The following is a 26020-nucleotide window of genomic DNA, read 5'->3' on the forward strand; positions in this document are numbered from 1 at the left end:
GCGTATGAAGACTGCTTTGGTGACGGGAGCCTCGCGCGGGATCGGGGCGGCGATCGCGCGGAGGCTCGAAAGAGACGGCGTCCGTGTCCTGAGACACGACAGCGGCCAGGCCGACCTGTCGACGATGGAAGGTGTCGACAAAGCCCTGGAAGGCATAGGCGACCTGGACATCCTGGTCAACAACGCGGCCGCACCACCGGCGGGGCCGATCGAGACGGACACGCCCGAAAGCTTCGATCACCTCTTCGCGGTCAACGTCCGGGCGCCGTACTTCCTCGTTCAACGAGCACGGATCAACGACGGCGGCCGCGTCATCAACCTTTCCTCGGTCGCCACGCGCGTGGCCAACCCGGCGCAGACGTCCTTCGCGATGACCAAGGGCGCCCTCGAGACGATGAGCCGCACGCTCGCCCAGCAACTCGGCCCGCGGGGGATCACGGTCAACGTCGTCGCGCCAGGGGCGACCAAGACGCCGGACAACGAGGAGGTCTTCACCCCCGCGCTGGAGGCCGTGATCGCGAACCTCACGGCGCACCAAAGGCTGGGGAACCAAGACGACATAGCGGACGTCGTCGCGTTCCTCGCCTCCGACGAGGCCCGCTGGGTGACCGGGCAGGTCCTCGACGCGAGCGGTGGGTTGTTCCTCGGCCCGCGAACCTGAGGGGGTTCAATGGGCCGGTGACGTGGTTCAGCGAGGACGATCTCCGCAGGCAAGCCGGTGACGTGTCGTTCGCGCGCGGGGCCAAGTACCTGGAGGCGGTCGAGACGCTGGACGACGTCGCGGGCGGGGTCGCGGCGGTGGTCAGCGGCACCGACCGGTACACGGTCCGGTTGCGCAACGTCGACGGCGAGCTGGTGGGCGAGTGTTCCTGCCCGCACGCGGCGGACGGCTTCTTCTGCAAGCACTGCGTCGCCGTGGGCCTGCTCGTCCTCGAGGGAGTGGCGGACGGCGGCGCGGCCGACATCCGCGGGTACGTCGAGTCGCTCGACCGCGCCGAGCTGATCGAACTGCTCGTCGAGCACGCGAACGAGGACCCCGTCCTGTTCCGCAAACTCTCGCTCAAGGCCGGTCGCGAAGACCTCGACGCGTTGCGGCGCCATATCGAGGGCACCTTGCGGTTGCGGGGTTTCGTCGGCTTCCAGGGCACGCTCGCGTACACCGAGAAGGTCCGCGAGGTGCTCGCCACCGCCAAAGAGGTGATGGACGGGCCGCTGCTGTGCCGCATCGTCGAGCTGGTGGTGGAGGCGCTGGACTTCGTCGAGGACTCGTTCGGCGCGCTCGGTGACGAGGTCCGCGGGGCGCTCGCGTTGTACGCGGAGGCCTGCGCGGACTCGCCGCCGGAGCCCAAGGAACTCGCGGAGTGGTTGCTACGTCTCGATCTCGACGGTTCGGGGCGCGTCGACGTGAGCATCGCGGACTTCACCGGCGGGCTCGGCTTCGAGGGGCTCGCGGTGTTCCGCGCCGGCGTCGAGGAGCGGTGGCGGTTCGACGACGGCGAGGACCCGTACCGCAGTCGCAAAATCGAGCGGCTGCGTGAGGGTTTCGCGGCGATGCGGAACTGGCAAAGCTAAAGCCGCGGCCGGTGCCGGGCGCCGGCGTTGCGGTACAGCGCGTCCAGATCCCGTTGTCCCGCCTGATCACCGGTGTCGGCGGCCGCGCGGAACCAGTGCTCGGCCTCCTGGAAACTCCCGTGTTCGGCGGCGAGCCTGCCGAGGTTGGTGTACGCGGGGACGCTGCCGAGTTCGGCCGCCTTCCGGTACCAGGCGGTGGCCTCGCCGGGGTCGTTCCGGTCGTTGGCGAGCACGCCGAGGTTCGTCATCGCCGCCGCGTCGCCCCGTTTGGCGGCCTTGAGGTACCAGCGTTCGGCGGCCTCGAGTTCGCCGCGGCGGTGCAGCACCAGGCCGAGGCGGACGGCGGCTTCGGGGGCCCCGGCGGCCGCGGCCGCGTGGTAGCAGCTTTCGGCGCGCGCGAGATCGTCCCGTTGTTCTGCCTGGTGGCCGAGTTTGCACAGCGCGGACGCGTCGCCCTCCTCGCCCGCCCGGCGCCACCACGGTTCCGCTTCACGCGTCCGCCCGGTGTCGCACAGCAGGGCGCCGAGCGTGATCATGCCTTCGACGTTGTCCGCTTCCGCGGCCTGGCCCGCCCAGCTCTCGGCCTCCTGGAGTTCGCCGCGGCGGTGCAGCAACCGTCCGAGTTCCGCCATCGCCTCGGCCCGGCCCTCGGCGGCGGCCCGCCGCCACCAGTCCTCGGCGTCGCCGAGGCTTCCCCGCCGCGCACAGAGATTTCCCAGCTGCGCCATGGCATGCGAATCACCGGCCGTCGCCGCTTCGCGGTACCAACGTTCGGCCTGTTCGGGCGCGCCGCGTTCGCGCAGGAGGTGCGCCAGGTTGCCCATCGCGACCCTGTCCCCGCCCGCGGCGGCCTTGCGGAACCACGCCTCGGCGTCGTCGAGATCACCGCGCTCCAGCGCGGTGGATCCCATCCGTGCCATGGCGATCACGTGTCCGCGCTCCGCGGCCTTCCGGTTCAGATAGTCGTCGACCCGGGTGTTCCATTTGCGTTTTTCGGCGCCCACAAACCCGCTCCTTCCGGCAGCGTCCCTGGGGTAGTCGCAGATCAGGGCCCCGATGTGACAACAACTACCTGCTGTCATCGTCGTGTCGCACCCGGTTCCCGCGCGATACGGCGATACTTGGTCTCTCCCCGTCCCCGTCGAGAGGAATCGCGCGGTGGCCACGCGTACCCGGCAGATGACCTCGGCTCAGCGGCTGCTCCTGCTGATTACGCTCGCCGCCGTCGTGCTCGTCGGCATCTGGTTGGTGACCGGCAAGGGTTCCGCGCTGCAGCCGAACCAGCCGACGCCGGCGAACACCGCCGGCTCGGCCGACGCGCGCAAGCAGCTGGACGAACTCACCGTCGCGCCGCGCGGGTCGATGGACGGCTACGACCGCAAGAAGTACCCGCACTGGGACAACCAGGGGAACAACTGCAACACGCGCGAGTTCGTGCTCAAGCGCGACGGCAAGGAAGTCAGGGCCGGTTCCGACTGCGCCCCGACCTCGGGCAGCTGGACCAGCATCTACGACGGCGAGACCTGGACCGAGCCCACCGACATCGATATCGACCACATGGTCCCGCTCGCCCAGAGCTGGGTCAGTGGCGCGAAGTCGTGGAACGACGAGAAGCGGCGTCAGTTCGCGAACGACCTGACCCGGCCGCAGCTGTTCGCCGTCACCGACAACGTCAACCAGGAGAAGAGCGACAAGGCGCCGGACCAGTGGAAGCCGCCGCTCGTGTCGTTCTGGTGCACCTACGCCACCGACTGGATCACCGTGAAGCACTACTACGGCCTGACCATCACCACCGCGGAGAAGAGCGCGCTCGGCGACATGCTCGGTCGTTGCTGATCCCCCCGGCTTCGGCTTAGCTGGGCCGATGGCGACCTTCGTTCTGATCCACGGCGGCGGCGGCAGCGCCTGGGACTTCCACCTCCTGGAGGCGGAACTGACCGGCCGCGGGCACGACGTCCTCGCGGTGAATCTGCCGATCGAGGACGAGAAGGCGGGCTTCACGGAGCACGTCGACACCGTCACGAAGGCGCTCGGCGACCGTGGCGACCTGGTCGTCCTCGGCCACTCCTACGGCGGTTTCACCGCGCCGCTGGTCGCCGGGAAGCATTCGGCGCGGTTGCTCGTGCTGCTCACCGCGATGATCCCGAAGCCGGGTGAGACGCCGGGGGACTGGTGGGGCAACACGGGTTTCGAAGACGCCAAGGGCCTCAGCGACGAGGAGAAGTTCTTCAACGGCGTCCCGGCGGACCTCGTCGCGGAGGCGGGCTCGCACGGCCGGAACCAGGTCAGCGCCGAGTGGGGACAGCCGTGGCCGCTGGAAAAGTGGCCGGACGTCCCGACGAAGGTGCTCATCGCGCGCGAAGACCGCTTCTTCACGCCTGAGTTCCAACGCCGGGTCGTCCAGGACAGGCTCGGGATTGCGCCCGACGAGATCGAGGGCTCGCACTCCTTGCCGTTGAGCCACCCCGAGGCCTTGGCGGACCGCCTGGAGTCCTACCTCACCAGCGGTCCAGGCGCATGACCTCTTCGAGCGGCTGACGCGCGGCGGGCTGGAAGGTGTCGCCGGTGTAGAACGCCGTCGGGATGAGCGCGGCCTGGTGCACGTTCTCCGGCAGGCCGAGGATCTCCGCGGCCTCCTTCTCGTACGCGAGGTGCAGCGTCGTCCACGCGGTGCCGAGGGTGACCGCGCGCGCCGCGAGCATGTAGCTCCACACGGCGGGCAGCAGATTCCCCCACAGACCGGCCTGGTTGCCTGCCGGCAGGTCGGCGGTCTTCGTCTCCAGGCACGGGATGACGTGCACCGGCACCTCACCCATCTTGTCGGCCAGGTACTCGACACTGGTTCCGACGCGCTTCTGCACCTTCGAGCGCGCAGGGTCGTCCGCGAACAGTTTCCCGGCCGCGTCCGGGGAATCCAGGTACTCGCGGCAGGCCCGCTGATAGAGCTTGCCGAGTTCGGCCCGCTGCCCGGGATCGGTGATCACGAGCCAGTGCCAGCGCTGGGTGTTCGACCCGCTCGGCGCTTGCAGCGCGACCTGCAGGGCGTGTTTCACCAGTTCGAGGGGAACCGGCCGGGTCAGGTCCAGTCGTTTGCGGACGGTCCGGGTGGTCGTCAGCAGCTCTTCGGGCGTCATCCGGCGATTATGTCGTTATGATCCGCTGGTGGGGAGGCCGCCGCGCGAACGAGGGATGGGCACACTGCTCAGACATGTCCTCGAAACGACCGAGGCGGACGTCTCCGCGTTCTTCGAAGACATCGGGCTGGAGGACTACCGCCCGCGCTTCACCCCGTTCGTCCGCGCGATCGTCGCGCGCGGACCGTTGCCCATCCGCGATCTCGCCGCCGAGGTCGGGGTGACGCATTCCGCGGCGAGCCAGACGATCGCGCAGATGGCGCGCCAGGACCTCGTCACACTCAGGCCGGGGACCGACGCCAGGCAGAGGATCGTTTCGCTGACGGAGAAGACCCGACGGCTGATGCCGACGCTCGAAGCCGAATGGGCGGCGACCAGCGCCGCGGCCGAACAGCTGGAAGCCGAACTGCCGTACCCGCTCAGAGAGGTGCTCCTCGCCGCCGTCGAGGCCTTGGAGCGCAAATCGCTCCGGGAGCGCATCGCCGAAACGGACGCCGCACTCAGGCTTGGGCGTCGGCCCGGTGAAGGCTGAACACAGCCCAGACGTACTTCCCGCCGTCGCAAGGCTCGTATCCCCAGTCGTCGGACAACGCGTGCACCAGTTGCAAGCCGCGGCTGCGCGCCGCCGTCGGCGAGGGTTCCTTCAACTTCGGCCGGTTCGAGCCGGAGTCGAAGACCCGCAGGATGACCCTGCCTTCGAAGTACTCGACCTCGAGCCTGTCCGGCTTCTCGCCGTGCTCGAAGGCGTTCGTGACCAGTTCGGAGGTCGCCAGCAGGATGTCGTCGACGGCCAGGTCGTCGAAGCCAAGGCTCGCCAGAGTCGTCCGCACCGCTTGCCGCGCGACGGCAGGAGCCGTCACATCGACCGGCAGGGGCAGGGAAACAACCGGCAACGAGCCCTCCGATCGTGTCATCGACATCGTCATGGTTCCGCACCTCCCTCACGAGAGACTCCCAGATCCACTGTTCGCCTCCCGGATACCCACCTGGGTGAAGGTCGAATCAGACTCCGTCCGTCAGTTCGGTCTCGGTCAATCCTTCACGCAGTCTCTTGAGGGTGGCGGCCAGCAAACGGGACACCTGCATCTGGGAGACCCCGACACGGCGCGCGATATCCGACTGGCTCATCCCGGACCCGAACCGCAGCGCGACGATCTTGCGTTCGCGGTCGGGCAGCCGTTCCAGCATCGGTCGCAGCGCCTCGCGGAGCTCCGCCTGGCTCAGGTTGGCGTCCGCCTCGCCGAAGCGGGTGTGCGCCGAGTTCTCCAGGAGGTTGTCCAGTGAGGTCCCGTACCGGCCCTGACCGGCGCGGAGACCCTCGTAGACCTCGTCGATCGGGACGCCGAGATGAGCGGCGATCTCACTGGGCTTCGGCGCGCGGGAGAGCCGGACCGTCAGCTCCTCGCGCACGGCCGAGATGTTCGCGTTCAGCTCCTTGAGCCGCCGCGGGACCCGGACCGACCAGCTGTTGTCGCGGAAGTGGTGCCGCAGCTCGCCGGAGATGGTCGGGACCGCGAAGGCGAGGAAGTCGCTGCCCTGAGTGGGATCGAAGCGATCGACGGCGTGGATCAGCCCGATCGTCGCGATCTGGATCAGGTCCTCCATCGACTCGTCCCGGTTACGGAACTTGCGTGCCAGGTTTCGCGCGAGTTCCAGGTGCGCGCGCACCAGCTCGTCCCGCAGCCGTTCACGCTCTGGGGTGTCCTGCGGCAGCGCGCACATGCGCTCGAACAGGGCCGGTACGTTCGCGCCGTCTTGCTCGACGGGTTCCGTCACGGCCGGGCCGCCTCGCTCTCCCGGATGAGCTCCACCCTGGACAGATAGCCGCCGTCGGCCGGGACGACGCTCCGCCGCGCGGACGTCGCGAGCGCGGTGAGCAACTGCCAGGACAGACCGGTCTCGTCGTCGGGTTCCGGGGAGTCCGAAAGCACCGAGACGGTCACCTCGATCCGTCCGTCCTTCCACGAGAAAACGCAGTTCAGACGGCCGTCGGAAGCCGAGGGGAGCAACATGGAGCAGGCCTCGTCCACCGCCATCCGGAGATCCTCGACAGCGTCCAGGTCGAAGTCCTGACGCATCGCGATGTCCGCGACGATCGTCCGGAGAGTCGGCACCACATGCGGTACCGCGGCCGTGCGTACCTCGATGAGTTGAGCGCCCTCCCCGCTGGGCGGGGTGTTGTCCACCACGTGTGTTCCTCTCTCAAGCTGCGCTGCCGATCCTCCACCCATGCCCCCGCCGCCTCCCGCGAAGGAGGCGCTGCGCGCCCGGTGGTGGATTCAATGCCCTGAGTGTGAGCAAACCAAACCCACGTTTGACCCGCGCAGGCGGCGGGCATGTAACCGGCGACAAACGATCTCCTGAAAGGGCGGGGACCGACATGGCTGACGTGAGCCGGCTGCCGAACGTGGTGGCGGAAGAGTGGGACTGGCAGCTCGACGGGTCGTGCCGGGGCGCGGACAGCAGCCTGTTCTTCCACACGGACAACGAGCGCGGTTCGGCCCGTGAGCGGCGCGAATCCCGTGCCAAGGCGATCTGCCAGACCTGCCCCGTGCTGGCGCAGTGCCGCAAGCACGCGTTGGCGGTCCAGGAGCCTTACGGCATCTGGGGCGGTCTCGGCGAGATCGAGCGTCGCGAGCTGTTCCTCCGGGAACGCCGTGCCGGGCGCAAGGCCTTGACCGCGCATTGAGGGCTCTCCAGGCGCCGGTCGGCGACGCGAACGACGGCGATCGTGGCGCCCCGTCCGTACTGGGTTAGGGTTGGGACTGTCGTTGCGGGGACAGCCACGCCTACCCGCCGAAGAAGAGCGTGCGTCCGTGTCCGGACTGGGCACGGCCGAAGCTTGAGACCACAGGCGAGCGGCCGGCATCAAGCGCCGGTTCTCACCTGATGAGGAGAATGTGCATGCCCGCAGCGGAGCAGAACACCACGCCGCCCGGTTTCAGTATCACGCTGAACGCCGACGCACCCACGCCGCGTGTGGTGGTCACCGGTGAGCTCGATCTGCTGACGAGCCCGCAGCTCCAGGAGACCCTCGGCGCCTTGATCACGGACAAACCTTCGGGCCGGGTCGTCGCCGACCTGACCGGCGTGACCTTCTTCGACTCCTCGGCGCTGAACGTGGTGCTGCAGGCGCAGCGCCAAGCCGCCGAGAAGGCGGTCGAATTCGAATTGGTCCCCAGCCCCCAGGTGAGCCGAGTGATCGAACTCACCGGCGTCGCCGAGCACCTCAGCGTGTCGGAGGAGCCTCCCGCCTGATCCCCCGTTACGGTCGTGGGCTCGTGATCCGCGACACCTGGGGGAAGCAGCACGATGATGGGGCGGACGCATGCCCTGACCGGCTGGTGCGCGGGCCTCGCGCTCGCGCCCGTCGTCGGAGCGGGCACAGTGCACCAAGCGGTCGTGTTCGCGGCGACCACGGCCGGTTTCGCCCTCCTGCCCGATCTCGACCACCCGGGCGCCCGCGCGTCCAGGCTGCTCGGCTGGTTCACCGGCGTGCTCTCCTGGTTTCTGCGCCGTGTTTCGGCGGCCCTCTACGCGCTGACCAAAGGACCCCGCGACGAGAAGGGCACCGGTAAGCACCGACACCTCTCGCACACCGTGCTGTTTGCCGTCGGCCTCGGCTTCCTGACCTCCTGGGGTACCACCGAAGGCGGACCGTGGGCGGTGTTCGGTGTCGTCGTCCTCGGCCTGCTGCTCGCGGAAGGCGCGCTCGGCGACTGGCTGCTGCCGGTCAGCGGCGCCGCGGTCGGGTGGTGGGTGTGGACCGCGCCGCCGGACAAGGCGGCGCAGCTCGCGGAGATCTCCGGCTGGCTCGGCATCGCCGTCGCGGCAGGCTGTTTCGTGCACTGCCTCGGGGACGCGCTGACCGAGTCCGGCTGCCCGTTCCTGTTCCCCATCCCCATCGCGGGTGAGACCTGGTACGAGATCCGGCCGCCGAAGCCGCTGCGGTTCCGGACCGGCAAGAAGGTCGAGAACCGGCTGATCTTCCCGGTGTTCGCGGTCGCCGCGGTGGTGCTGATCCCGGGCGTCTGGGAGTACCTCTTCGACACCGTGCAAGGGTGGCTGCCGCCGGACGGGACTCAGACCGCGGTGCGGTGAGCCCTTGGTGGCGGAAGAAAGTCCGTGAAGCTCGAGAGTCAGGGTTGATGAAGGGATTTGGGACGTCGAACGTCCCAAATCCTCCCGACTCGGCCCCCTCGCAGGCGCCAGCGATACCAAAAGGAGGCCTCCGCGGAGTGCCGCGGATCTCTCAGCTCCCGGAATGCCCCCGCCGTCGGCGGCGTTGAATCGGAACGCCGGACCCGGTTGAGGAGGGGAACAGTGGACAAGCCCGTGCTGCGCGCCGACGCGCGACGCAACCGAGCGAAGGTGCTCGCGGCGGCCGAAGAGGCCTTCGCCGTCGACGGTCTCGCCGTCCCCCTCGACGAGATCGCCCGCCTCGCCGGTGTCGGCGCGGGTACGGTCTACCGGCATTTCCCCAGCAAGGAAGCACTTTTCCAGGCCGTCGTAGTGGAGCGCATCGAGCAGTTCGCGCAGGAAGCACGCGACCTGCTGGCCGCCGAAGACCCCGGCTCGGCGTTCTTCGACTTCTTCAAGCGCGTCGTCAAACAGGCGTCCCTCAATCGGGCCCTGTGCGACGCGCTCGCCGAGACGACCGGGCTGGGTTTCGAAGCGAGCGCGGGCACCGACTTCCGGTCGGCGCTGCAGGCACTGTTGACGCGGGCACAGCTCGCGGGCGTGGTGCGCGAGGACGTCGACGGCAACGATCTGCGCGCCCTGATCGCCGGCTGCCTCGCCACGGAACGATACTCACGCCAAGATCGTCATCTTGTCCGCGTCGTGGTCGATGGGCTGCGCAAAGCCGCTTGAGGTACGGGATACCGGATCGATTGATGCAACCTCGACGGCCCTCCGCGCCGTCTGCCCGGTATGCGGCGCCTACCCGTTTTCGTGCTCCTGCTCGCGACACTGACCGCATGCGGCCCGTCCGGTGAGAAAGCCTGTCCGGCCATCGCCTTGGCAGAGGGGATCTCCCTCGACATCCCGCCGGAAGTGACCGTCGGCCTCACCCGCGTGTCTCTGGAGTTGTGCTGGGCCGGTGACTGCGTGACCGAGTCCGCGACCGGTGGCGAGCACGTCTTCGTGCCGGTCCAGGGCCTGCCGACCACGCCGATCCGGACCACGGTGACCTTCGACGACGGGAAACCCCACGTCCTCGACGTGACGCCGTCGATCGCCTACCCGGCGGGCGAGGACTGCGGAGGCGGGGTGCCGGTCGCGAAACTGGTCGTCACGCCGGGCGGAGAAGTGCGGCAAGCACCGTGAAGGCCGCCCTCCCCGGTGGGCGGCCATCACGGTTTCCCCTGGCTAGCCGACGTCGCGACGCCGCCAGCCCATGAGTCCGGCCGTCAGCGCGACCACGGCCACCCCGGTGAGCCAGAGCAGCGGTGCCGCGGCGAACTCCGCGGCGGGCAGTTTCGGAACGTGCGCGAACGGCGAGGCGTCCACCAGCGCCTCCGGCAGGTTCAGCACCGGGCCGAACAGGCTGAGCAGCAACGCCAGTCCGGCGATCGCCCACGCCGCCGTCGAAAACTTCGGTGCCAGGCCGAACAACGTGACGGCGAGGCCGACGATCACCCACACCGCCGGGAGTTGCGCCAGCGAAGCGACCGTCATGTCGCCGATCGACCCGCCTGCCTCACCGGCCCGCGCCCCGTTCGACAGTCCTAAAAGGACACCGCTGACGACCATCATCAGCGCCGTGCCGCCGAACGCGAACACGAGATGGCTCCCCAGCAACCGCAGCCTGCCCACGCCCGTCGCGAGCAGCGGCTCGACGCGGATCGCGGTCTCCTCGGCACGGATCCGCAACGCGGCCTGCACCCCGTAGAGCGCGATGACCATGGCGAACAGGCCGGTCATCGCCGCCATGAAGGCGTCGATCAGCCCGGCCGTGCCGCCGAGCCGCTGGAAGATCTCCTTCGCCTGCTCGCTCTGCCCGACGACGTCGCCGATCCCGCTCGCGACCGAGCCGAACACCGCGGCGCAGACCGCCGTGCCGATCAGCCAGCCGAGCAGCGGACCCCGGTGCAGCCGCCACGCCAGCGCGAACGGGCCGCGCAGCGACGTCGCCGCTTCGGCGGGCCCGGGACGCGGCGGGATGAGGCCGGTGCCGACGTCACGCCTCGGGAGCAGCGCGTAGCCGGCGGCGCCGACGACCACGGTCGCGGCCAGCGGCGCCAGGAACACCCACCAGCGTTCGTCGGCGAACGGCCGGATCCGCTGCGCCCAGCCGATCGGGGACAGCCAGGAGACCCAGGTCGCGTCCGTCGTCGAGTCACCGACCGCGCGCAGCAGGAACGCGACACCGACGGCGGTGGCGCCGATCCCGTTGGCCGTCCTCGAATACTCGGCCACCTGGACGGCGACCGCCGCGACCGCCGTGAAGACCAGCCCGGTCGCCGCGGTGGCGCCGCCGAGCGCGAACGAGCCCGAGACGGGGAGTTCCGCGCCGATCATCAGCCCGGTCTCGACGAGTCCGATGAGGACACTCGCCCCGGCGGACACCAGCACGCCCGCGCTCAGCAGGGCGTACCGGCCGACCACCGCGGACGCCAGCAGTTCCGCGCGGCCGGTGTCCTCCTCGGCGCGGGTGTGCCTGGTGACGGTGAAGACCGCCATCAGCCCGACGACCAGGGCGAGGAACCCGCCGAGCCGCCACGCGGTGAACCCGCCTGGGGTCGAGAGGTCGAAGGCCGGGCCGTAGATCAGCGAAAGCGACGGGTTGGCGCCCATGCTCGCGGTGAGCCCGGTCCGTTCGGCGGCCGTCGGATACAGCGTTTCGAACGTCCCCGAAGACGTCGACGGCATGATCCCCAGCAGGACGATCCAGATCGGCAGGACGATCCTGTCCCGTCGCAGCGCCAGCCTGGTCAGCTGCCAGGTGCCGACCAGCCCGTGCGCCGGTCCGGAAACGGCAGGACGGTCGAGCGTCGCGGTCATTTCGCGCTCGCTTCGCCGGTGTAGTGGCGGAGGAACAGTTCCTCCAGCGTCGGCGGCTGGCTGGTCAGGCTGCGGACACCCACCTGGGTGAGCTGACGCAGCGCGTCGTCGAGGGAACGGGTTTCGACGTCGAAGCGGACCCGGTTGCCCTCGACCTTGAGGTCGTGGATGTTCTCCAGGCTCGTCAGCCCGTTCGGCGGACCGGCGAGTTCGGCCGAGATCGACGTCCTGGTGAGGTGCCGGAGTTCGGCCAGCGTCCCGGTCTCCACGGTGTGGCCGTCGCGGATGATGCTGACCCTGTCGCAGAGCGCCTCGACCTCGGCCAGGATGTGGCTCGACAGCAGTACCGTGCGGCCCTGTTCGCGCTCCTCCTGGATCGCGTACTGGAAGGTGGCCTCCATCAGCGGGTCGAGGCCGGAGGTCGGCTCGTCGAGGATCAGCAGGTCCACGTGCGAGGCCAGCGCGGCCACGATCGCGACCTTCTGCCGGTTGCCCTTGGAGTAGGTGCGCCCCTTCTTTTTGGGGTCGAGGTCGAAGCGTTCGACGAGGTCCTTGCGGCGGCGCTGATCGAGCCCGCCCCGCAGCCTCCCCAGCAGATCGATCACCTCGCCGCCGGAGAGGTTGGGCCAGAGGTTCACGTCGCCGGGGACGTAGGCGAGGCGCCGGTGCAGGCTCGCCGCGTCCTTCCAGGGGTCGCCGCCGAGCAGGCGGACGTCGCCCGAGTCCGCGTGGAGCAGGCCGAGCAGGACCCGGACGGTGGTCGACTTCCCCGCGCCGTTCGGGCCGAGGAAACCGTGCACCTCCCCAGCGGGTACCCGCAGGTCAAGGCCGTCCAGGGCCTTGGTCCGGCCAAAGGACTTGTGGAGGCCGGAGATGGAGATGGCGTTTTCCATACGACTGAAGGTACGGTTATTTCATGAAGTTGTGAAGTTAAGAAAACATATGGAAGATGTGATCACTCTGGGGGTCGTACGAGAGGATGTGCCCATGACGACGACGCCTGAGGGTGCCTCGAGCACCCAGAGAGACGAGGACGCCGTCCGCCGTTACGTGGAGCACCTGGGCCTCACACTGTCCCAGATCGGGATGCAGCGCATGCCCGCGCGGGTGTTCGCCGCGTTGATGACCACCGACGCCGGCCGCCTGACCGCCGCCGAACTGGCCGAACAGCTTTCGGTGAGCCCCGCGGCGATCTCGGGGGCCGTCCGCTGGCTGGAGCAGATCGGACTGGTCGCCAAGGAACGCGAGCCGGGCTCGCGCCGCGACCACTACCGGCTCTTCGACGACCTCTGGTACGCCACCTTCATGAAACGCGACCGCATGATCACCCTGTGGCGCGACGCCGCCGACGAGGGTGTCGCGGCGCTGGGGACGGACACGCCGGCGGGCGAACGGGTCGCCGAGATGCGGGACTTCCTGAGCTTCATGATCAAGGAACTCAACGACATGTACGCCAAGTGGCACGAGATGCGGGCGGAAAAGGGCAAGTAAGCGGGCGGGGGCTGAAGGGGACTTTCCCCTCGTCTCACGCGGTGAAGGGCGCTTTCCCCGCATCACATGCGGGGAAAGTCCCCTTCAGCCTCCGCGACCAGCGTCACCACCAGCGTCGTCGCGAGCCGCCCCGCCCATTCCCCCAGTTCCGTTTCGGACGGTTCGCGGTCCTCGAAGGAGGCCAGGAACGCGTACTGGAAACAGGCCCCGAGCAGCAGGGACGCCGACGCCTCCAGATCCGCGTCCTCGCGAATCCGGCCGAGCCGGACCTCCTCGCCCAGGTACTCGACGACGCGTACGAGCGGGACGTCCGGCCCGCCCTGCCTGCCCGTGACCCGTTCCCGATGGGTCGCGAGCAGCTCCCGCGAGGAGAACAGCGACACCGCGATCGGGAAGCTCTCCAGATAGAACGACAGCGTGATCCGCGCCAGCCGGGCGAGATTCGCCGTGAGCGGAGTGTCCACCGCGGTCTTCATCAGCTCGTCCAAGGTCGTCCCCAGCGCGGGCAGCTGCTCGGTCAGCACGCTCATGAAGATCTCGGTCTTGTCCTTGAAGTGCTTGTACAGCAACGCCTCGGAGTAACCCGCCGCCCGCGCGATGGCCTTCGTGGTGGCGTGCGCGTAACCCTGCTCGCGCATCACCTTCGCCGCCGCGGCGACGATCTCCTCGCGGCTTCCCATGTTCGCTCCTGAGGGCTTCTCAGCGTTCACTCGACAAGTGGTGGGTGAACACTCACCATAGTGGGTGAGTGTTCACTAACCCAGGAAGGCGTGATCATGAAGCTCACTGTTCTCGGTGCCACGGGTGGGGTCGGTTCCGAAGTCGTCAAGCAGGCGCTGGCCGCGGGGCACCACGTCACGGCGGTCGTCCGCGACCCGTCCAGGCTGGACGTCCAGGGTGAACTGCTGGAGGTCGTCGTCGCCGAGTTGTCCGAGCACGGCGCCTTGACCGAAGCCGTTTCGGGGCGCGACGTGGTGATCTCGGCCCTCGGCACCCGCGACCGCAATCCGACGACCGTCATCACCGATGGGGCGCACGCCACGCTCGCCGCGATGCGCTCCGCGGGGAACCGGCGGCTGTTGCTGGTGAGCGCGAGCGGCGCGTTCGTCGACGGCGACACCTTCTTCACCAGGAACTTCGTCAAGCCGATCCTGGGCAAGTTCCTCCGGCACGCGTTCGCGGACATGATCGCCGCCGAGCGGATCGTGCGCGCGAGCGACCTCGACTGGACGATCGTGCGCCCGCCGCGGCTGCTGAACGGGCCGCACACCGGCGCGATCGCCGCCCGCACCGACGGCAACGTCCGGGGGAGCTACAGCATCAACCGCGCCGACGTCGCCGACTACCTGCTTCGCGCGGCTTCGGACGACTCGCTCATCCACCGGACGGCCTCGATCGCCCGCGCTTGACGCCGCGATTAGTCCTCTACTTGCGGTTGTTGCGTGCGCAACGATCGCAACCAGAGGACGAAACGCGGAAGTAGGGTCGGCCGGTGATCAGTCGTACGGTGATGCTCGCCCCGATCCTTTTCGCGCAGGCGGTGCGGGTGCGCCGCACGACGCCGAGGCTGCCCGGCGCGACGGGGCCCGCCAGCGGGCTCGTGCGAGGCGAGGGCCGCCCGCTGCGGCTCGCGGTGCTCGGCGAGTCCACTGTGGACGGCGTCGGCGCGGCGACGCACGCCGAAGCACTGACCGGGCGGCTCGCGGACGAACTCGCGCGGGACGGTCGCGCGGTCGCCTGGCAGGCCGTCGGCCGGACCGGGGCCAACGCCAGGGTGGTGCGCGAGGACCTGCTGCCGCTGCTCGAACCCGCCGACCTCGTGGTGATCGCGCTCGGCGTCAACGACACGATCGAACTGCACTCGGCCGCGCGCTACCGGCGTGACCTGCTCGACCTGCTCGTCGCCCTGCGGCGCCGCGCCGGAAGCGTCCCGGTGGTGCTGGCGGGCGTACCGCCGATGGGCCGCTTCCCCGGGCTGCCGCGTCCGCTGCGGGACGTCCTCGGCGCGCGGTCGGGCGCCCTCGACGCCGCGGCCGCCGGGCTGGGGCTGCTGCCCGGCGTCGTCCACGTCCCGATGCCCGCCGCGATGCTGGACCCCGCGACCTTCGCCGAGGACCGCTTCCACCCCGGTCCCGAGGGCTACCGGCGCTGGGCCGAGCAGCTCGCGGACGTGAGTCGTCAACTACTCAGCGACACAATTCGGCCCGAAAACCGCTGATCAGGTCACCCGCCTGCCACAGTTCAAGAAATATCCGCGAAAAAGCTGGCTCTGCGTGTATCTGGTGGCAGCCTCGTTGCGTCCTATGGAGCAGTCGAGGAAATGAGGGACACCCGATGACGACCGAGATCAACACCGCACCCGTCGACGACGAGGCCACGGCCACTGACGACCTCGAAAAGACCCCGAAGCCGGGCCCGATCACGGCACCGGTCCCGCCCCGCCCCGGAACGCGTCCGGACGGCAACTGGGACCCGCACGGCACCAAGCCGCCGGTGAACTGAACGAACACAGACGGGTGATGTCCGGAGGCCGAGGGGGCCTCCGGACATCGCCTCCGGGTGCTCCTTCGGGGGAGGGGGACGCCCGGACGTGGGCCCGTTGGGGAGCGGGCCCGGGGGAGGGAAAAAGGACCGGCCGGTGCGCAGTCCACACCTGCTCGCGCCGGCCGGTGCCTTTGCCCTCCCCACCAGACCGAGGGGACGCCCGGAATGCCGACACAAAAAAGTTAGTGACTTGATGTATCCCAGAGCCTCTTGCACGCTCCTTCTCCCCGAAGGGCCCGCGATACTGCCAGCGCCGACACGAAGACACGTCCGAAGTGGGGCAGATACGGTGACCGACGTGCAAACGACCGAGGTAGACCCGCCATGGGAAGGACTGACCGGTGCCGATCTGCATGCCGCCTGCATGCGCGCGGCGCGGGCCGGTGACCGCCAGGCGATGGACAGACTGGTGAGCGAGCTGACCCCGCTCGTTTGGCATGTCGCGCGTGCGAACGGGCTCGATCGCCTGACCGCCGAGGACGTAGTCCAGACGGTGTGGCTCGCCCTGTTCAGCCAGCTCGAAAAACTTCGTGACCCCAAGGCGCTCGCCGCCTGGTTGATCACCACCACGAGACGTGAAGCACAGCACCCGTTCGGCCGCCGCGCTCAGCCCGTTCCGCTGACCGACGAGGTGGCCGAAAACATGGAGAGCACCCACCCGGCTCCCGAAGAGGAAGCCGTCCGCGCCGACCGGGACCGCCGGGTCTGGCGCGCCTTTCTCCGCCTGCCGCACCGCTGTCAGCAGCTCCTTCGGCTGACCGTGCTCGCCGGGCGGGCCGAATACCAACTGGTCGCCGAAGCACTCCGCATGCCGCGCGGCAGTGTCGGCCCGACCAGGGGCCGTTGCCTCGAATCGATGCGCGACCTGCTGGCCCACGAAGGGGGAAGCCGATGAACGACCTCGGGACGCCGGGGGAGATGACCTCCCCGGGCGATGAGGCCTTGCTCGCCGATATCGGGCGCTTCATGGACGAATTGGACCCGCCACCGGGAGACCTGGTGCAGCGGGTTCAGTTCGCGCTCGCACTCGAAAACCTCGATGTCGAGGTCGCTCGCTGGGAACGGATGGACGCCACGGCCGGCGTTCGCGGCAGCGACACCGGCACGATCACCTTCACCGTCAGCGATCTGACCGTGATGATCAACCTCACCAAGATCGGCAAGAAGCACCGGATCGACGGCTGGCTCGTGCCAGCCGGAGAGTACGGAGTGGAGGTTCGCGTCGCCGAGCACGGCACGAGTTCCACCACCGCCGACGAGGGAGGCCGGTTCGTGCTGGACAACGTTCCCCAGGGAACCACCCAGATCGTGATCCACCTCGGCGACGTGACCTGTCGCCGGACCGTCGTGACCCCGACAGTGGTGCTCTAACCGGACGGCTGTTCCGTTATGCGACGTGGGTGTGCTCCCATAGTGCGTGTGCCCGCGTCGTCTCCTCCTGTCGTCGATCCCGTAGCCGAGGAAGCGGCCGACCTCCATCGTCAAGCGAGGGCCGCCGCCTCGGATCACGGGCTCAGCAGGCCGATCCGGTTGCTGCTGCGCGGGCTCGACCTGCTCGGCCCGGTGGACGCGGATCTGGTCGCCCGCTTGGAGATCCGGGTCCGGATCCTGATCAGCCTGGCGGCGGCCGAGGCCGAGTTCGTGTCCCAAGAGGACGGTTTCGCCCGGCTGGACGAGGCGGAACGCATCCGGTTACTGCTGCCGGACGGCGACGTCCGGCACGAGTTGCGGTTCGTCGTCGGGCTGCAGCGCGCCGTCGTGCTGATGCGGGCAGGTCGGCTGGAGGAATCGCTCGCGCTCAACAACGCCTTCCTCCCCGGACTGGCCGCCGAGGCGGGCAAGTACAGCGTGGTGCTGACCCGGTCGCTCGTGAACCGCGCCTGGCTGCACTTGGAGATGAGCAACCCGGACGCCGCGTACCGGGACCTCGTCGAGGCGCTGGACCTCGCGGTCGAGCACGGCCATCGGTTGCTGGAAGGAAAGATCCAGCACAACCTCGGTGATCACGCGCAGCTGCTCGGCGACATCCCGGAAGCGCTGCGGAACTACGAACGGGCCGCGGCGATCTTCGTGACCGACGGTCCCGGTTCGCTACCGCTCGTCCGGCTCGATCAGGCGAAGGCGTTGCTCACCGCGGGACTCGCCGAAGAGGCGGCGCGGCATCTCGACGAAGCGATCCCGGACCTGCGACACAACGGAGCGGTGCATCTCGTCGCCGAGGCGGAGGTCGCCAGGGCCGGTGCCGCCATCCTGGAGCGCGATTACGCGCTGGCGAAGAAGCTCGCGACGTCCGCGCGGCGGAGTTTCCTGAGGCGCGGCAAGGGACGCTGGGCCGAGATCGCCGCGTTGACGAGACTCCGCGCCGACGCGGTGAAGGTCTTGGCGGACCGGGAGAAGAAGCCGTCCGCGAAACTGCCGGACCAACTGGCCGATCTCGCCGTCCGGCTGGCCGAACTCGGTCTGCGCGACGAAGCGGGCGCGGCCAGGATGTTCGCGGTGCGGCTGCTGATCCGTCGCGACGAGACGGCCACCGCGCAGGGACTCCTCGCGCAGGTACCGAAACCGCGGCAGACCACGCCGATCGACCACCGGATGCTGTTGCGGTTGTGCCGGGCCGAACTCGCGGTGGCGTCCCACCGGCCACGGTCGGCGCTCGCGCAGGCGCGGGCCGGGCTGGCCGAACTCGGGCAGATCCGCGACCGCATGGGTGGGCTCGACCTCGTCTGCGGGACGGCGGCGCACGGTGAAGAGCTGGGCAAACTCGCGCTGACGCTGGTGCTCAAGAAGGCGAGGCGCAGCGGCGCCGGGGCGAAGAGCCTGTTCGCGTGGCTGGAACGCACGCGCGCGCAGGTCTACCGCTACGAACCGCTCCCGGTCATCGAGGATCCCGCGCTCGCCCGGCACATCAACGAGATGCGGCACGTGCAGGGGACGATCCAGGCGCGGCGGCTGTCGGGTGAACCGGTCGGGAAGCTCGAGGAGCGCTACGACCGGCTGCAGCAGGAGGCGACCCGGCTCGGGTGGTACACCAGCCAATGGGGTCGTCCGCGGCCGGTCTCGGCGCCCGAAGAGGTGGTCGAGCGGCTCGAAGACCGTGTGCTGGTCAGCCTGATGGGGTACCGCGACACCTTGTACGCGGTGGTCGTCGACCGCGGCCGGTTCCGGCTGTTGAAGCTGGGGCCGCTCGCGGAGATCGTCGAGACCGCGCGGCAGTTGCACGCGGACCTCGACGCGCTGGCCCCGGACAACCTGCCCGCGCCGCTGGTCGAGGTCGTCACCGGTTCCGCGCGGCGCCGAGCGGACAAACTGGACAAACTGATCTCCGCGTCGCTGGCGAAGACACTGGAAAACCGCGAGCTGATCATCGTGCCGATCGGTTCGTTGTACGCGTTGCCTTGGGGCGCTTTGCCGTCACTGCACGGGCATCCGGTGTCGATCGCGCCGTCGGCGACAGCCTGGGTGACCGCGACCGGGCGGCACAGCGAGGGGCCGGTCCTGCTCGCCGGCGGGCCAGGGGTGCCGGGTTCGGTCGGTGAGGTGCGGAACCTGCGGACGGTGTACCCGCAGGCCCGGCTCGTCGACGGGAAGGACGCGACCAGCGAGACCGTACTGTTCGCCTTGGACGGTTCCGGAATGGCGCACCTGGTCGCGCACGGCGCGCACGAACCGGCGAACGCGCTGTTCTCACGGTTGGAACTCGTCGGCGGCCCGTTGTACGCGCACGAAACCGCCCGGCTCGCGAAGCCGCCGGAACGGGTGGTGCTGGCCGCGTGCGAACTCGCGATGAGTCACATCCGGCCCGGCGAGGAGGCGCTCGGGTTCGCCGGGACGCTGCTCGCCAGCGGCTCGCGGACGGTCATCGGCGCGATCGCGCGGGTCGGCGACAAGGCCGCCGCCGACGCGATGTCCGACCTGCACCGTCGGCTGGCTTCGGGGACCGCACCCGCCTTGGCACTCGCCGAAGCGACGGCCGCCGATCCCCTGCGACGCCCGTTCCTGTGCCTGGGCGCGGGCTGACGTTTCGGGCGGGGGGCTGAAGGGGACTTTCCCCGCGTCTCATGCGGTGAAAGCTCCCTTCGCCGCGTCTTATGCGGCTATGGCGTCCTTCAGCCCACCCAGTAGCCCACAGGAGTTGTCCACAATCACCGTCACCTGTGGACAACTCCGCTGAGCGGCCGTTCCCGTCCTCCACCCCCGGTAGACTGGACTCGGGGTCGCCCCCCTTGGGACGGGTGGGGGGTGGGGTCAGGCGCGTTCGGCGTGTTTCACCAGGCGAGTGGCCAGTAGCGAGACCACGGTGCGCAGCGTGGTGCACACCGCGGCGCCGGTGCCGGGCAGCGGTTCGGTGAACCGGCCGGTCCAGCGCAGATCCGTACCGCCGGAAGCGTTCGGCGTGAACGAGACCTCGGCGCGGTAGTCCTTCAGGAGCTTGAGGCCCGCGAAGCCGTAGACGTGCTTTCGGTCCTGTTCGTACTCCAGTGTCTCTTCGTGGAGATACACCGGCCACAGGCCGACAGCCCGGACAGCGCCCACCCCGTCCGCGCCCGGTTCCCGCGCCCAGCGCGAGTGGAACACCACCGGCTTCGCCCATTCCGACCACCGGGAACCATCGGCCTCCAGCGCGAAGAGGGAAGCGGGCGAGGCGCTGCTCGTCCGGTTGATCTCGAAGGAGTACGTCTTGCCCATGTGGCGACGATAACCGCTTCAGGCGCCACGGATAAGTCAAGATAGGGGCGTGAGCACGACGCGCCGCGAGATCGCCGCACCACATTGGCTGGTGCAACTGCTCCGCAGCACGCCGGTCCCCATCCCGTGGAACATGGTCGCCCGCGCCGTCCTCGCACTGGCCGTGCCGCTGGCCGTCGGCTACGCGCTCGGCGACATCGGCGTCGGCGCGCTCATCTCCACCGGCGCCCTGCCCACCGTCTTGTCCGAATCCGCCGGCCCGTACCGCTACCGCGCCCGGCGGCTCGGCGGTGCCACCGCGGCCGCCGCCCTCGGCTACTTCGCCGGACTGATCACCGGTGGCATCCCCGCCGCCTCCATCCCGGTCGTCGTCGGAGTCGCGGCGGTGTCCGCGCTGATCAGCGCGGCAGGCAGCAACGCGTCGGTCGCCGGGCTGCAGATGTTCGTCTTCTGCGTGCTCGGCACCGGCCAGCACGTCACCGGTCTGCGCGTCGAAATCCTGCTCGGCTACTTCTGCGTCGGTGCCGCCTGGAGCCTGCTCGTCGCGCTGTCCAGCTGGACCTTCCGCGCCACCAGCCCGGAACGCGGCGCCGTCGCCCACGTCTACGTCGAACTCGCCGCGATGCTGTCCGCGACCGACGAAGCCACCTCCCGCGTCGCGCGACACCAGCTCACAACCGCGATGAACACCGCCTACGACCGGTTGCTCACCGCGCGATCCTGGCTGTCGGGCCGCGACGCCACCTACCGGCAACTGCTCAACCTGCTGTCGGCAAGCACCCCGGCCGTCGAGGCGTCGGTCGCGATGGTCAACGCGGGCCGCCGCGCCCCGGACGACGTGATCGACCACTTCATCGCGACATCGGCCGCCGTGCTCGCGAACCAGCCGCTGCCGGAACCGCCGTCACCGCCCGGCGAGGACCTCGACGCCGTCCTGGCCGCGCTCTACGCCGGGCTCACCCGGATAGGCAAGGGCGACAACCGGAAGCGGCGTGAGGTCCAGCCATGGCACAAGCGCCTCCGCGGCTGGGCGGGTTCGCTCATCTCCGGCCCGCTCACCTGGTTCGCCGCGCTCCGCCTCACGCTGTGCGTCGCGATCGCCGAAGTCGTCGCGCTGTTCGTCCCGTTCGAACGCTCCTACTGGATCACGCTCTCCGTCGGCATCGTCCTCAAACCGGACTTCGGCTCGGTGTTCGGCCGCGCGGTGCTGCGCGGGATCGGCACGGTGATCGGCGTGGGCATCGGCGCGGCCGTGCTCGCCGCGGGTGGCGAGGGCCGGCTGCTGGTCCTGCTGATCGCCGTGTTCGCGGGCGGCGTCGCGGTCGGCAAAGTCCGCAACTACGGCATCCTCAGCGCCTTCGTGACGCCGCTGATCATCCTGCAGATGGACCTCGCCAGCACCGGAAGCTGGGACGTCGTGCTCGCGCGGCTCGTCGACACCGTGCTGGGCTGCGCGATCGTCCTGCTCTTCGGCTACCTGCTCTGGCCGGGCAGCCGTCGCCCGCAGATCGGCGGACGGCTTGCCGAAAGCCTCGACAGCCTGGTGGAGTACGTCGACAAAGGACTCGTGCTCGCGCCGTCGGGCGAAGCACGCCTGGAACGCTCACGCGCCCGCCGGCGCGCTTACCGCGCGCTGGCCGACCTGCGGACCGCGTTCCAACAGGTCGTCGTCGAACCCTCCGCCGCCGGACGGCAGGCCGTCGCCTGGTGGCCGGTGATCGCCGGACTCGAACGCGTCGCCGACGCCGTCACCGAGGTCGGCGTCACCCTCGGCCGCGGCGCCCCCGCGCCGGACGCCGCCGACGTCGCCCTCCTGACCGCCGCGCTCGCCGAACTCGCGGCCGCCGTCCGCGAAGAACGGGACCCGGCGGAGATGCCGATGCCCGACAACGAGCGACTGTCCGGCGTCGTCGACCAGATCGGCGCCGCCTTCGACGCCGTGCGAGGCCCCGACCTCGTCGAGCGCGCGCCGCTGCGGCTGGTCCGGCGGTTCCTGCCGTATCACCGCCGCGCCTGAACGTCAGCCGAACCGGATGTGCTTGACGCTCGTCCACTTGCGACGGACGAGGCCCCGCAGCGCGCTGTCCGTGTTCGGTCCGAGCGCCAGCCCGGCCGACGCGGCGATCCGGTCGGCGACCCGCGCGACGGTGAGCGTGTCCGTATGGATGTGTTCGCCGAACTCCGCGCCGCTCAGCCGGTCCAGGCAGAGGTCCACCTTCGACACCGCGAAACTCTCGCGTTTCGGTGGCACACCGCGCAAGGAATGGACGAGACCGCGTTCACTCAGCCGCCGGAGCACGGTCTCGCGTTCGGCCAGCAGCGCGAAGTGCCGGACGTCGTGCCCGCGCTCCCGCAACCCGCCGACGATCTCCTCGAAGTACTTCGGCTCGACCAGCGTCATCGGCACGACCACCACGCCGTCCTGTTCGCGGAGCAGCAAGTCGAGCATCTCGAAAACGCCCTGACGCCACGCGGGCAGATCCTGGAAGTCGCCGCGTAGCCCCCGCGGCAGCATCCGGTGCAGGCCGAAGCCCGCGACCTCGGGATCGGACAGGACGCTGCCGGGCAGGCGCCGGTGCAGTTCGTGCGCGGTCTGCGTCTTGCCACCGCCGAACGGGCCGTTGATCCAGACGAGCATGGCACCGACCCTAGCGACACACCCACCCGTCCGGGGGAGGGTGAGCATCCTCTCGAACTAATGTTCGAGATTTCAAGCATAATCGACGCATGCTCGACACTGGTGACACGTCGCCGCCGGGGCCGCGTCACCTGCACATGGTCCGGCCCAACCAGCCTGTTTGGGTCGACCTCAAGCTGGTGTACGCGGTCGGCCCGGCGAAGACCCGTCTGCCCGACGGCCTCGACCTGACCGCCACCGTCCCCGGGCTGCTGGGGATGTGGCGGGCGACGACGACGGGACATTGGGTCGGCTGGGTGACCTTTCAGCTCGGCCCGGTCGGCCGGGGCGGGACCACACATTCGCAGTGGGTGCTGGCCGAGGCGCTCCGACCGCGCGAGCAGCGGAACGCTTGGTCGGGCAGCTTCCCGTCGGAGCGGCGCCGATGATCGTCCCGCCCCCTGGACGGTGTTGACCGAGTGCCAGAACGCGTCCACTATGGCGTGGTGTCCGTCACCTGGGAGTTCGCACCCCGCCGTACGGTGGGTGAAGGCGTCACCGCACTGCTCCTGCGCCGCGGACGGCTGGGCTCGCCGCCCGCGTAACCGCATTTCCCGCGAAGGCCATCCGTGAAGGTGGCCGTCTTCGTCGTCCCCGGAAATCGGAAACCCTGGAGCCGAGCATGTCCATCGAACTGTCCGACCGTGTCCGCGTCCGCCCGGCGACCGTCCCCGACGGTGGAATCCTCGAAGGACCGCGCGTGCTGCGGCGCCTGCCGGAGGGCGCTGAAGAGCGCCCTTACGAGCTGTTCGCGCTGCGTCCGCTGGGACGCGTGATCGGTGCCGAGATCGGCGGCGTCGACCTCGCCGAACCCCTGACACCCGCACTCCAAACCGAGCTGAATCGCGCGTTGCTGGAGTGGAAGGTGCTGTTCTTCCGCGACCAGCGCATCACGACGGCGCACCAGCGCGCGTTCGCCGCTTACTGGGGTGAACTGGAGACGAACCCGTTCATCCCCAAGGGGGAGACCGAGGACACCACGCGGTTCACCCGGTCCGCGACCATGCCCGCGTTCGAGAACATCTGGCATGTCGACGTCACATTCCGGCCAGCGCCGGCGCTCGGCTCGGTGCTGCGGCTGATCGAGGTCCCGCCGGTCGGCGGCGACACGATGTGGGCCGACATGGCCGCCGCCTACGACAACCTGCCGGAAGACGTCCGTGCCCGCATCGACGGGCTGACCGCGGTGCACGACTTCGTCCCCGGCTTCGCCCGCTTCTCCGATCCGGAACTGCTCCTGCGTCACCAGGACGCCTTCCCGCCGGTCGAGCACCCGGTCGTCCGCACGCATCCGGAAACCGGGCGGCGCACCCTCTTCGTGAACCAGGCCTTCACGACCCACATCGTCGGGCTCGATCGCGAAGAGAGCGACAGGCTCTTGCGGTACCTCTTCAGCCGCGCGCACGTCCCGGAGTTCCAGGTGCGCTTCAGCTGGCGGCCCGGTTCGGTGGCCTTCTGGGACAACCGCGCCACGCAGCACTACGCCGTCAACGACTACCACCCGTACGCGCGGGTGGCCGAACGTGTCGCCATCGTGGGTGACCGGCCGTGCTGAGCGGTCCCCGCGACGGGTGATCGTTCGCGCGGGTTCACCGGTACCTGTGTGACGATGAGGCCATGGGCATCAACTTCGATGAATTGAAGAACAAGGCCACCGACGCTCTCCGTGAGCACAACGACAAGATCGAGGGCGGCCTGGACAAGGCGGCGGGCTTCGCCAAGTCGAAGTTCTCCGGCCACGACTCCCAGATCGATTCCGGTGTCGAGAAGGCGAAGGGCTTCATCAACAAGTTCGACAACACCCCCGACAACCCGGACAACCCGCCCCAGGGCCAGCAGCAATCGGGCCAGCCGCCGCAGGGCCAGCAGCCGCCGCAGGGCCAGTAACCTCCCGCAAGTAGTCCTCTAGTTGCGGTCCTTGCACACGCAACTACCGCAACTAGAGGACGAAACGCGTCAGGAGACTTCGCCGAGCGCGGTGTCGCCGTCGATCGCCGTGATCCGGCCACCGCGCTCGCCGAGGGCGATCAGACCGTCCCGCGCGTCGGGGGCGGTCAGGCTGACGCGCACCCCCGCGCGTTCCGCGTCCTTGCCCGTCGCAAACGCTTGCGCGCCCTCGTGGCCGGCGTTGACCGTCACCGCGAGCCCGCCCGTCGACGCCAGCGAACCCCGCGCGGCACCCAGCCGCCCGAGCGCCTCGTCGACGATCGGGAGCAGCGCGTCCCGGTTGCCTTCGGTCATCGCCCGCACCAGCGCAGGGCTCGAACCCGCCACCCGCGTGGCGTCCGTGTAGGACCCGGCGGCCAGCGACATCGCCAGCGGCCCGCCCTGCGCGCCGATCGTGGCCAGGATGGCCGCGAAGATGTGCGGCAGATGCGAGATCCGCGCGACCGTCTCGTCGTGCGAGTCCGCGGGCAGCGGCACGACGTGCGCGCCGACGTCCAATACCAGCTGGGCGACCTCGGCCCACGCGGTCAGATCGGTGTCGTGTTCGACGCCGAGCACCCACGCGGCGCCGCCGAACAGCGCCGGGTTGCTCGCCTTCCAGCCGGATTCCGCCGTCCCGGCCATCGGGTGCCCGCCGACGAACTTCGCGTACGGGGCGCGGCGCCGGACAGCGTCGAGCACCGGGCCCTTCACACTGGTGACGTCGGTGAGCACGCAGTGCCCGGCGACCCGCGAAACGGTCCGAAGCACGTCTTCGACCGCGGGCAGCGGCACCGCGAGCACGATCATCGCGTCCCGCTCCGCCGCCTTGCTCAGCGCCGCCTCGACCTGCGTGGTCACGTCGAAACCCGCTCTGCTGGCGGCGTCCGCGTCAGCGTCGGAGATCGCCGCCCCGAACGTGGTGCGGCCGATCGAGTTGGCCGCGCGCAGCAGCGAACCACCGATCAACCCGAGCCCGATCACG

Annotated in this window: 32 protein-coding genes; 21 read left to right on the forward strand and 11 right to left on the reverse strand. The window is 69.6% G+C overall.

Annotation, left to right across the window (positions count from 1 at the left end; translation table 11 throughout):
• Positions 1-4: 4 nt before the first annotated feature.
• Together ACM6LR_RS27665 and ACM6LR_RS27670 are read left to right on the forward strand one after the other, a co-directional pair.
• The gene (locus ACM6LR_RS27665) at positions 5-661 is read left to right on the forward strand and encodes an SDR family oxidoreductase (protein ID WP_414944808.1); all 657 of its coding nucleotides are present in this window, start codon (positions 5-7) and stop codon (positions 659-661) included.
• Positions 662-678: 17 nt separating this feature from the next.
• The gene (locus ACM6LR_RS27670) at positions 679-1572 is read left to right on the forward strand and encodes an SWIM zinc finger family protein (RefSeq protein WP_414944809.1); all 894 of its coding nucleotides are present in this window, start codon (positions 679-681) and stop codon (positions 1570-1572) included.
• Here the strand turns inward: ACM6LR_RS27670 and ACM6LR_RS27675 are convergent.
• Positions 1569-2576, reverse strand: a complete 1008-nt coding sequence (locus ACM6LR_RS27675; RefSeq protein WP_414944810.1) for a tetratricopeptide repeat protein — start codon at positions 2574-2576, stop codon at positions 1569-1571. The two genes, ACM6LR_RS27670 and ACM6LR_RS27675, sit on opposite strands and share 4 nt — an antisense overlap.
• A gap of 154 nt (positions 2577-2730) precedes the next feature.
• On the opposite strand from ACM6LR_RS27675, the gene ACM6LR_RS27680 reads away from it, so the two are divergent.
• Entirely contained in the window at positions 2731-3408 is a 678-nt protein-coding gene (locus ACM6LR_RS27680; RefSeq protein ID WP_414936247.1) for an HNH endonuclease family protein, read from the forward strand.
• A 28-nt stretch (positions 3409-3436) separates the two neighbouring features.
• A complete protein-coding gene (locus tag ACM6LR_RS27685; RefSeq protein ID WP_414944811.1) occupies positions 3437-4093 on the forward strand; it encodes an alpha/beta fold hydrolase in 657 nt (218 codons plus the stop codon).
• Here ACM6LR_RS27685 and ACM6LR_RS27690 read toward each other — a convergent pair.
• Positions 4071-4706 carry a nitroreductase family protein gene (locus ACM6LR_RS27690; protein ID WP_414936245.1) on the reverse strand — a complete coding sequence of 212 codons (636 nt, stop codon included), beginning with the start codon at positions 4704-4706 and terminating at the stop codon, positions 4071-4073. The genes ACM6LR_RS27685 and ACM6LR_RS27690 overlap by 23 nt on opposite strands.
• A gap of 55 nt (positions 4707-4761) precedes the next feature.
• On the opposite strand from ACM6LR_RS27690, the gene ACM6LR_RS27695 reads away from it, so the two are divergent.
• Entirely contained in the window at positions 4762-5238 is a 477-nt protein-coding gene (locus ACM6LR_RS27695) for a MarR family transcriptional regulator (protein ID WP_414944899.1), read from the forward strand.
• Here ACM6LR_RS27695 and ACM6LR_RS27700 read toward each other — a convergent pair.
• From ACM6LR_RS27700 to ACM6LR_RS27710, 3 genes are all read right to left on the reverse strand, one after another.
• Positions 5207-5632 carry an ATP-binding protein gene (locus ACM6LR_RS27700; protein ID WP_414936244.1) on the reverse strand — a complete coding sequence of 142 codons (426 nt, stop codon included), beginning with the start codon at positions 5630-5632 and terminating at the stop codon, positions 5207-5209. The genes ACM6LR_RS27695 and ACM6LR_RS27700 overlap by 32 nt on opposite strands.
• A 76-nt stretch (positions 5633-5708) precedes the next feature.
• Positions 5709-6482, reverse strand: coding sequence for a SigB/SigF/SigG family RNA polymerase sigma factor (locus ACM6LR_RS27705; RefSeq protein ID WP_414936243.1), 774 nt, complete (start codon positions 6480-6482; stop codon positions 5709-5711).
• Complete coding sequence (locus ACM6LR_RS27710) at positions 6479-6895, reverse strand: anti-sigma factor (protein ID WP_414936242.1); 417 nt, start codon at positions 6893-6895, stop codon at positions 6479-6481. Before ACM6LR_RS27710 ends, ACM6LR_RS27705 begins: the two co-directional genes overlap by 4 nt.
• 191 nt (positions 6896-7086) lie before the next feature.
• Between ACM6LR_RS27710 and ACM6LR_RS27715 the strand changes: the two genes are divergently transcribed.
• From ACM6LR_RS27715 to ACM6LR_RS27735, 5 genes are all read left to right on the forward strand, one after another.
• Positions 7087-7395, forward strand: coding sequence for a WhiB family transcriptional regulator (locus ACM6LR_RS27715; protein ID WP_414936241.1), 309 nt, complete (start codon positions 7087-7089; stop codon positions 7393-7395).
• 215 nt (positions 7396-7610) lie between these two features.
• Positions 7611-7964, forward strand: coding sequence for an STAS domain-containing protein (locus ACM6LR_RS27720; RefSeq protein ID WP_414936240.1), 354 nt, complete (start codon positions 7611-7613; stop codon positions 7962-7964).
• Positions 7965-8021: 57 nt separating this feature from the next.
• The gene (locus ACM6LR_RS27725) at positions 8022-8807 is read left to right on the forward strand and encodes a metal-dependent hydrolase (protein ID WP_414936239.1); all 786 of its coding nucleotides are present in this window, start codon (positions 8022-8024) and stop codon (positions 8805-8807) included.
• A gap of 222 nt (positions 8808-9029) precedes the next feature.
• A complete protein-coding gene (locus ACM6LR_RS27730; protein WP_414944812.1) occupies positions 9030-9578 on the forward strand; it encodes a TetR/AcrR family transcriptional regulator in 549 nt (182 codons plus the stop codon).
• A 60-nt stretch (positions 9579-9638) separates the two neighbouring features.
• Positions 9639-10034 carry a hypothetical protein gene (locus ACM6LR_RS27735; protein WP_414936237.1) on the forward strand — a complete coding sequence of 132 codons (396 nt, stop codon included), beginning with the start codon at positions 9639-9641 and terminating at the stop codon, positions 10032-10034.
• Between the two features lie 42 nt (positions 10035-10076).
• Here the strand turns inward: ACM6LR_RS27735 and ACM6LR_RS27740 are convergent, their stop codons facing one another.
• Positions 10077-11711 carry an ABC transporter permease gene (locus ACM6LR_RS27740; RefSeq protein ID WP_414936236.1) on the reverse strand — a complete coding sequence of 545 codons (1635 nt, stop codon included), beginning with the start codon at positions 11709-11711 and terminating at the stop codon, positions 10077-10079.
• The gene (locus ACM6LR_RS27745) at positions 11708-12604 is read right to left on the reverse strand and encodes an ATP-binding cassette domain-containing protein (RefSeq protein ID WP_414936235.1); all 897 of its coding nucleotides are present in this window, start codon (positions 12602-12604) and stop codon (positions 11708-11710) included. Before ACM6LR_RS27745 ends, ACM6LR_RS27740 begins: the two co-directional genes overlap by 4 nt.
• A gap of 94 nt (positions 12605-12698) precedes the next feature.
• Here ACM6LR_RS27745 and ACM6LR_RS27750 point away from each other — a divergent pair, with 94 nt between their 5' ends.
• Entirely contained in the window at positions 12699-13202 is a 504-nt protein-coding gene (locus ACM6LR_RS27750; protein ID WP_414944813.1) for a GbsR/MarR family transcriptional regulator, read from the forward strand.
• A gap of 62 nt (positions 13203-13264) precedes the next feature.
• On the opposite strand, the gene ACM6LR_RS27755 is transcribed toward ACM6LR_RS27750, so the two are convergent.
• The gene (locus ACM6LR_RS27755; protein WP_414944814.1) at positions 13265-13882 is read right to left on the reverse strand and encodes a TetR/AcrR family transcriptional regulator; all 618 of its coding nucleotides are present in this window, start codon (positions 13880-13882) and stop codon (positions 13265-13267) included.
• Positions 13883-13978: 96 nt separating this feature from the next.
• Here ACM6LR_RS27755 and ACM6LR_RS27760 point away from each other — a divergent pair, with 96 nt between their 5' ends.
• The 6 genes from ACM6LR_RS27760 to ACM6LR_RS27785 all read left to right on the forward strand — a co-directional run bounded on the left by ACM6LR_RS27760 (position 13979) and on the right by ACM6LR_RS27785 (position 19763).
• The gene (locus ACM6LR_RS27760; protein WP_414944815.1) at positions 13979-14611 is read left to right on the forward strand and encodes an NAD(P)-dependent oxidoreductase; all 633 of its coding nucleotides are present in this window, start codon (positions 13979-13981) and stop codon (positions 14609-14611) included.
• Between the two features lie 83 nt (positions 14612-14694).
• A complete protein-coding gene (locus ACM6LR_RS27765) occupies positions 14695-15420 on the forward strand; it encodes an SGNH/GDSL hydrolase family protein (protein WP_414936231.1) in 726 nt (241 codons plus the stop codon).
• A gap of 116 nt (positions 15421-15536) precedes the next feature.
• Complete coding sequence (locus ACM6LR_RS27770; RefSeq protein ID WP_414936230.1) at positions 15537-15704, forward strand: hypothetical protein; 168 nt, start codon at positions 15537-15539, stop codon at positions 15702-15704.
• Between the two features lie 331 nt (positions 15705-16035).
• Positions 16036-16641: an RNA polymerase sigma factor gene (locus tag ACM6LR_RS27775; RefSeq protein WP_414936229.1), complete on the forward strand. Its 606-nt coding sequence runs from the start codon at positions 16036-16038 to the stop codon at positions 16639-16641.
• Complete coding sequence (locus ACM6LR_RS27780; RefSeq protein ID WP_007030725.1) at positions 16638-17117, forward strand: hypothetical protein; 480 nt, start codon at positions 16638-16640, stop codon at positions 17115-17117. Before ACM6LR_RS27775 ends, ACM6LR_RS27780 begins: the two co-directional genes overlap by 4 nt.
• A 42-nt stretch (positions 17118-17159) precedes the next feature.
• Entirely contained in the window at positions 17160-19763 is a 2604-nt protein-coding gene (locus tag ACM6LR_RS27785; protein ID WP_414944816.1) for a CHAT domain-containing protein, read from the forward strand.
• 228 nt (positions 19764-19991) lie between these two features.
• Here ACM6LR_RS27785 and ACM6LR_RS27790 read toward each other — a convergent pair whose 3' ends face one another.
• The gene (locus ACM6LR_RS27790; RefSeq protein WP_414936227.1) at positions 19992-20432 is read right to left on the reverse strand and encodes an SRPBCC family protein; all 441 of its coding nucleotides are present in this window, start codon (positions 20430-20432) and stop codon (positions 19992-19994) included.
• A 49-nt stretch (positions 20433-20481) separates the two neighbouring features.
• Between ACM6LR_RS27790 and ACM6LR_RS27795 the strand changes: the two genes are divergently transcribed.
• Complete coding sequence (locus tag ACM6LR_RS27795; protein WP_414944817.1) at positions 20482-22449, forward strand: FUSC family protein; 1968 nt, start codon at positions 20482-20484, stop codon at positions 22447-22449.
• 3 nt (positions 22450-22452) lie between these two features.
• Here ACM6LR_RS27795 and ACM6LR_RS27800 read toward each other — a convergent pair whose 3' ends face one another.
• Positions 22453-23070 carry an AAA family ATPase gene (locus ACM6LR_RS27800; RefSeq protein ID WP_414936225.1) on the reverse strand — a complete coding sequence of 206 codons (618 nt, stop codon included), beginning with the start codon at positions 23068-23070 and terminating at the stop codon, positions 22453-22455.
• An 89-nt stretch (positions 23071-23159) separates the two neighbouring features.
• Between ACM6LR_RS27800 and ACM6LR_RS27805 the strand changes: the two genes are divergently transcribed.
• The 3 genes from ACM6LR_RS27805 to ACM6LR_RS27815 all read left to right on the forward strand — a co-directional run bounded on the left by ACM6LR_RS27805 (position 23160) and on the right by ACM6LR_RS27815 (position 24996).
• The gene (locus ACM6LR_RS27805) at positions 23160-23498 is read left to right on the forward strand and encodes a hypothetical protein (protein WP_414936224.1); all 339 of its coding nucleotides are present in this window, start codon (positions 23160-23162) and stop codon (positions 23496-23498) included.
• A gap of 233 nt (positions 23499-23731) precedes the next feature.
• Positions 23732-24664 carry a TauD/TfdA dioxygenase family protein gene (locus ACM6LR_RS27810; protein ID WP_414944818.1) on the forward strand — a complete coding sequence of 311 codons (933 nt, stop codon included), beginning with the start codon at positions 23732-23734 and terminating at the stop codon, positions 24662-24664.
• 62 nt (positions 24665-24726) lie between these two features.
• A complete protein-coding gene (locus tag ACM6LR_RS27815; RefSeq protein WP_414944819.1) occupies positions 24727-24996 on the forward strand; it encodes an antitoxin in 270 nt (89 codons plus the stop codon).
• 69 nt (positions 24997-25065) lie between these two features.
• Here ACM6LR_RS27815 and ACM6LR_RS27820 read toward each other — a convergent pair whose 3' ends face one another.
• The gene (locus ACM6LR_RS27820; RefSeq protein WP_414944900.1) at positions 25066-26019 is read right to left on the reverse strand and encodes a prephenate dehydrogenase; all 954 of its coding nucleotides are present in this window, start codon (positions 26017-26019) and stop codon (positions 25066-25068) included.
• Position 26020 lies beyond the last annotated feature (1 nt).

This window comes from Amycolatopsis sp. cmx-11-32 (assembly GCF_047608695.1).
GTDB lineage: Bacteria > Actinomycetota > Actinomycetes > Mycobacteriales > Pseudonocardiaceae > Amycolatopsis.